5 protein-coding genes are annotated in these 4,580 nt (G+C 69.7%); 4 read left to right on the forward strand and 1 reads right to left on the reverse strand.

Features of this window, described 5'->3' with window-relative positions; genetic code table 11:
- From IY392_RS12040 to trpS, 4 genes are all read left to right on the forward strand, one after another.
- Positions 1 to 1,219 (forward strand): MFS transporter (locus IY392_RS12040; RefSeq protein ID WP_228549342.1); only part of this gene is annotated, 1,219 nt, incomplete at its 5' end.
- 10 nt (positions 1,220 to 1,229) lie between these two features.
- Complete coding sequence (locus IY392_RS12045; RefSeq protein ID WP_107755896.1) at positions 1,230 to 2,075, forward strand: exodeoxyribonuclease III; 846 nt, start codon at positions 1,230 to 1,232, stop codon at positions 2,073 to 2,075.
- 77 nt (positions 2,076 to 2,152) lie between these two features.
- Positions 2,153 to 2,626 (forward strand): PPOX class F420-dependent oxidoreductase, encoded by a 474-nt coding sequence (locus IY392_RS12050; protein ID WP_194861344.1) that lies wholly within the window; start codon positions 2,153 to 2,155, stop codon positions 2,624 to 2,626.
- A 47-nt stretch (positions 2,627 to 2,673) separates the two neighbouring features.
- The gene (trpS, locus tag IY392_RS12055) at positions 2,674 to 3,756 is read left to right on the forward strand and encodes a tryptophan--tRNA ligase (protein WP_375292913.1); all 1,083 of its coding nucleotides are present in this window, start codon (positions 2,674 to 2,676) and stop codon (positions 3,754 to 3,756) included.
- 334 nt (positions 3,757 to 4,090) lie between these two features.
- On the opposite strand, the gene IY392_RS12060 is transcribed toward trpS, so the two are convergent.
- Positions 4,091 to 4,580 (reverse strand): nuclear transport factor 2 family protein (locus IY392_RS12060; protein WP_194861345.1); only part of this gene is annotated, 490 nt, incomplete at its 5' end.

Below are 4,580 nucleotides of genomic sequence, written 5' to 3' on the forward strand. Positions count from 1 at the left end.
CTCCAGCACCCCGCCCGATCCGGGCGGAGGCGTCTCCGCACGCCGCGTGTCGTTCGCGATCCTCGCCCTCGCCCTCGGCGGGTTCGGCATCGGCGTCACCGAGTTCGCGGCGATGGGTCTGCTCAGGTCGATCGCGGACGACTTCGGGCTCACCGAACCCCAGGCCGGGCACGTGATCACCGCGTACGCGCTCGGTGTGGTCGTGGGCGCACCGCTGCTGACCGTGTGGACCTCCCGGTGGCGCCGCCGCACCCTGCTCCTGGTGCTCATGGGGTTGTTCACGGTGGGCAACACCGCCGCCGCCTTCGCCCCCTCCGCGGAGGTCCTGGTGGCCGCACGCTTCCTGGCCGGCATCCCGCACGGGGCCTACTTCGGCGTGGCCTCGCTGGTGGCGGCCTCGCTCGCGGGCCCGGGCAAGCAGGCGAGGGCGGTGTCGCTGGTCCTGCTGGGGCTGTCGGTGGCGACGGTGATCGGTGTTCCCGCGGCCACCGGACTGGGCGAGGCCGCGGGGTGGCAGGCGGCCTTCCTCGCGGTCGGGGTGATCGGCGCACTGACCGTGGCGGCGATCTTCGTCGTCGTCCCCGAACCGCGGGGCGCGGTGGAGGTCAGGGCGCGCGAGGAACTGGCCGCCCTGGCCCGCCCACAGATCCTGGCGACCCTCGCCGTGGGCGGGGTCGGTTTCGGCGGCATGTTCGCGGTCTACACCTACATCCAGTGGACGATGGTCGACGTCGCCGGTATCGACCGAGCGTGGATGCCGGCGGTCCTCGCCGTCTACGGTCTCGGCATGGTGGTGGGCAACCTCGTGGGCGGTGTGGTCGCGGACCGGGATCTCGACCGCGGGTTGGTGGTGATCGCCACGGCCATGACCGCGGTCCTCGCCCTGTTCGCGGTGGCCGCCCATCATCCGGTCACGGCGCTGGTGGGTCTGTTCCTCGTGGGGGCGACGGGCTCCGCACTCGTGCCCGGACTGCAGGCCCGGCTGATGAAGTACGCGGGCCGGGGACAGACGCTGGCGGCCGCACTCAACCACTCGGCGCTCAACGCCGCCAACGCGTCGGGGGCGTGGCTCGGGGGAGTGGTGATCGCGCTGGGCTTCGGCTACACCTCGCCCGCCCTCGCCGGAGCAACCCTCGCGGCGGCCGGACTCGGGATACTCGTGGGCGCGGTCGCGCTCGACCGCCGATCGGGGCGGGACGAGGTCACGACGGGTCGGTAGCCTGATCGGCGTGAGCCTCACCATCAGCACCGTCAACGTCAACGGGATCCGTGCCGCCGTCAAGCAGCGGTCGGAGACCAACCTCGGATTCCTGCCCTGGCTGGAGGGCAGCGGCGCCGACGTGGTCGCGCTCCAGGAGGTCCGCGCCGATGAGGACCAGACCCGCAAGGCCCTGGCCCCGGCCCTCGACGCCGGGTGGCATCTGGTCGGCTCGGCCTCCTCGCTCAAGGGCCGGGCCGGCGTGGCGCTGCTGTCCCGTCACGAGCCCGCCGAGGTGCGCATCGGTCACGGCGACCCGGAGTTCGACGAGTCCGGTCGCTACATCGAGGCCGTGTACCCCGGCGCCGTCGACGGGGAGACGGTCACCGTGGCCAGCCTCTATCTGCCCTCGGGGTCGGCCGACACCCCCAAGCAGGACGAGAAGGACCGCTTCATGGCGAGCTTCCGGGAGCACCTGGCCGAGAGCGCGGAGGTCGTCGGCGCCCGGGACGGTCACGAGATGATCGTCTGCGGTGACTGGAACATCGCCCATCGCGAGGCGGATCTGAAGAACCACAAGGGCAACCACAAGAGCTCCGGCTTCCTGCCCCACGAGCGCGAGTGGATGTCCGAGCTGTTCGCCGACGGCAGCGGGTGGACGGACATCGTCCGCCATCGCCGCCCCGACGAGATCGGCCCGTACTCCTGGTGGAGCCAACGGGGCAAGGCCTTCGACAACGACGCGGGCTGGCGCATCGACTACCACGTGGTGACCGACGGGCTGGTCGAGCGCGCCGTGGCCGACCGGGTGGATCGCGCGAGCGCCTACGACAGGCGGTGGTCCGACCACGCGCCGGTGACCGTCGTCTACGAGTGACGACGACGACGGTGACGATGGCGGGCCGGCCCTCGGTCGCGGATGCTGCTGATCGGGCGGCCCCGTAGCCTCGGCTCATGCCGAAGTACGCCACCGCAGACCGCCCTGACCGGGCCGGGCTCGACGAGTTCCTCCGCCCCCGGCACCGCGCCGTCCTCATCACCCATAGGTCCTCCGGCGGGCTGCAGTCCTCGCCCGTGACCTGCGGCGTCGACTCCGAGGGCAGACTCGTCGTGGCCACCTACCCGCAGCGGGCGAAGGTGGGCAACATCCGCCGCGACCCGGCCGTGAGCGTGTGCGTTTTGTCCGACGGGTTCGACGGCCCGTACGTCCACCTCGACGGCACCGCGGAGATCGTGGACCTGCCCGAGGCCGTCGAGCCGCTGGTCGAGTACTTCCGCAGCGTCGCCGGCGAGCACGACGACTGGGACGAGTACCGCGCGGCCATGGTGCGGCAGGGCAAATGCCTCATCCGGGTGACGATCGAAGACTGGGGGCCTGTCGCCACGGGCGGGTTCCCCCCGCCGGAGTCGGACCAGCACACGGGCTGATGAGGGTGTGACGGGGCGCCGGGGTCTTCCGTGGGAAGATGGATGCCATGTCTGAGCAGTCCTCGACCTCATCTCCCGCGCCCACGACAGGGCCGTCCGAGACGGGAGTCCCCGCGAAGCGCCAGCGCGTCCTGTCCGGCATCCAGCCGACCGCCGACTCGTACCACCTCGGCAACTACCTGGGTGCCGTGCGGCAGTGGGTCGAGCTCCAGGACGAGTACGACGCGTACTACTTCATCCCGGACCTGCACGCGATCACGGTCAAGCAGGATCCTAAGGAGCTGCGGGAGCGGGTCTACCGCGGGTGCGCGCAGTTGCTCGCCCTGGGGGTGGATCCCGCCCGCTCGGTGTTGTTCGTGCAGTCGCATGTGCCCGAACACGCCGAGCTCGCCTGGGTGCTGGGGTGCATCACCGGGTACGGCGAGGCCGCGCGGATGACACAGTTCAAGGACAAGTCGTCCAAACACGGCACGGACGGGACGACCGTGGGGTTGTTCACCTACCCGGTGCTCATGGCCGCCGACATCCTGCTCTACCGCCCGCACCTCGTCCCGGTGGGGGAGGACCAGCGGCAGCATCTCGAGCTGACCCGCGACCTGGCGATGCGGTTCAACTCCCGATTCAAGAAGACCTTCGTGGTTCCCGAGGGCAAGATCCTCGAGGGCTCGGCCAAGATCTACGATCTGCAGGACCCCACGGCCAAGATGAGCAAGTCGGGGGAGAACCCCAAGGGGATCGTCAACCTTCTCGACGACCCCAAGGTCTCCGCCAAGCGCATCCGCAGCGCGGTGACCGACTCCGACGGCGACATCCGATTCGACCGTGAGATGAAGCCGGGCGTCTCCAACCTCCTGACCATCCAGTCGGCGTTCACGGGGCGGACGGTGGCCGAGCTCGTGGCGGACTACCAGACCTCGGGGGCGGGGTACGGTGCGCTCAAGACCGACACCGCCGACGCGCTCGAGTCATTCGTCACCCCGCTGCGCGGTCGGTTCGACGAGTATATGTCGGACAGGGCTCAACTCGAGCAGATCCTCGCAGACGGCGCGGACCGGGCGAGAGCCGTCGCGGGCCCGGTGCTCTCGCAGGTGTATCAGACGGTCGGTTTCACGGCCCCGCGACGCGGGTGAACCGCCGACCATCTGCTCCAGCTTAGTGAAGAAACTTCTATACAGATGTAGCTTTACGACAACGAAACGCGTGTTCACAGGCCTGAGCGTCCTCGGAAACACCTCGGTTACTTTACAACTTTAGAGTCGCTGTCAGCTCGACGGGGAGAGGATCCCGCCGGGCAACACATCACCTGTAGGGAGTCGAATCATGGGTCTAGTCGCCGGTTTGATCGGAATCGTGGGGGATCTGCTCCACCTGCTGCTGGGTGGCCTGTAGGCCGCAAGCCCACGCTCGACTGGCGGCGCCCCTCTCCAGACGTGGAGAGGGGCGCCGTTGCGTGTGCGGAAGCGCTCAGGACTCGGCGGTCCCCTGCTGAAAGGCTTGCCGCCAGGAGTCCTGTGAGCGGACCCACACCGAGCTGCGCAGGATCGAGCTCCCACCCATATGCTCCCGCCACACGAGCAGGACCGTGTCCGAGGTCAGCTCCCGCGCCTCGATGATCTCCATCGTCCGTTCTGCGGAGGTCTGATCGGGTGATCCGGAGGCGGCGAGCCTGTCCTCGCGTGACCACACCTCTCCGCGGGCGCACACGTGTCTCCACGAGGGGTCCAGGAGCGTCTCGAGTCGGCGTCGATCGGCTCGGACGGCATCGCTGAGTAGAGACTGCTCGAGCTCGACCACGAGGTCGACGGCCGACTCGCCGGATGCGGCATGCGGGGTCGTCGACGACGGTGCACGCGGTGCGGACGGAGACTCGGTAGGCGCCGGATCCGCGAGGCTGAACAGGTCCGGCTCGGAGTCCGCGCTACCCGTCGCTTCGCTGGGCGGGGCGGTGGCGGCG

This window comes from Dietzia sp. SYD-A1 (assembly GCF_015356725.1).
Lineage (GTDB): Bacteria > Actinomycetota > Actinomycetes > Mycobacteriales > Mycobacteriaceae > Dietzia.

Excerpts from the sequence above, each read along its gene's own strand:
- IY392_RS12050 (WP_194861344.1), top strand. The coding sequence starts at position 2,153 with ATGCCGAAGTACGCCACCGCAGACCGCCCTGACCGGGCCGGGCTCGAC.
- trpS (WP_375292913.1), top strand. The coding sequence starts at position 2,674 with ATGTCTGAGCAGTCCTCGACCTCATCTCCCGCGCCCACGACAGGGCCG.